This is a genomic window from Methylobacterium sp. 22177 (genome assembly GCF_052045615.1).
GTDB lineage: Bacteria > Pseudomonadota > Alphaproteobacteria > Rhizobiales > Beijerinckiaceae > Methylobacterium > Methylobacterium radiotolerans.
Genome location: NZ_JBQEPK010000117.1, coordinates 1 through 926, shown reverse-complemented (window position 1 = coordinate 926; position 926 = coordinate 1). Strand labels below are relative to the sequence as shown.

Below are 926 nucleotides of genomic sequence, written 5' to 3'. Positions count from 1 at the left end.
GGCTGGCGGATCGGCATCGCCTTCGCCCCGGACGTCCTGCGCAACGGCACCAACCCGCTCGCGCTCCTCGACGAGCTGCGCGACCTCGGCCCCTGCACGGTCGTGCCGCGCCTCGACGCCCTGCCCGAACTCCCCGGCCTCGATCCCGAGAGCCTCGTCCTCGGCTGGGACGTGACCCTGCGCGGGCCCGCGACCCGCGCGGCAATCGAGGACGTGTTCCTGTTCGTGCGCGACGAGATGGTCCTGACCCTGGAGCCGGCAGGCCTGGCGCTGCCGGACGCCGCCCCGCCGGAGCCGGCCGAGGTCCTCGCCCCCGCGCCGGTCGCGGCGGCACCGGTGCCCCCGGCCGCGCCGCCCGTCACTCCGTCCGCCGCGCCGGTCGCCGCCGGGTCCGATGCCCGGGCGGCGGCGGCGGCGCGGCGGGCCGAGGAGCGGCCGGCCAGCAGCGTGCGGGTCGAGGCGGAGCGGCTCGACGAGCTGATGGACCGGGTCGGCGAGCTGGTCATCGCCCAGGCCCGGCTGAGCCAGCTCGCCGGCCTGAGCGCCGATCCCGGCCTCAAGGGCATCGCGGAGGAGATCGAGCGCCTGTCGGCGCGGCTGCGCGACACCACGATGAGCATCCGCATGGTCGCCATCGGCGCGCTGTTCGGCCGTTTCCGCCGCCTGATCCACGATCTCTCGCGCGATCTCGGCAAGCCGGTGGAGTTCGTCACCGGCGGCGAGGACACCGAACTCGACAAGACCGTGATCGAGCGGCTGGCCGACCCGCTTGTCCACCTGATCCGCAACGCCATCGACCACGGCATCGAGGCACCCGGGCGCCGGGCCGCCGCCGCCAAGGCCGCGACCGGGCGTATCACGCTGACCGCCGAGCATGTCGGCGCCCAGGTGCTGGTGAGCGTGCGCGACGACGGCGCCGGGCTCGA

General features: G+C 75.8%; 1 pseudogene. It reads left to right on the top strand.

The window, feature by feature from the left end:
- Positions 1-926 (top strand): annotated as a pseudogene (locus tag ACTJK8_RS32305) (chemotaxis protein CheA); the annotation flags it as partial.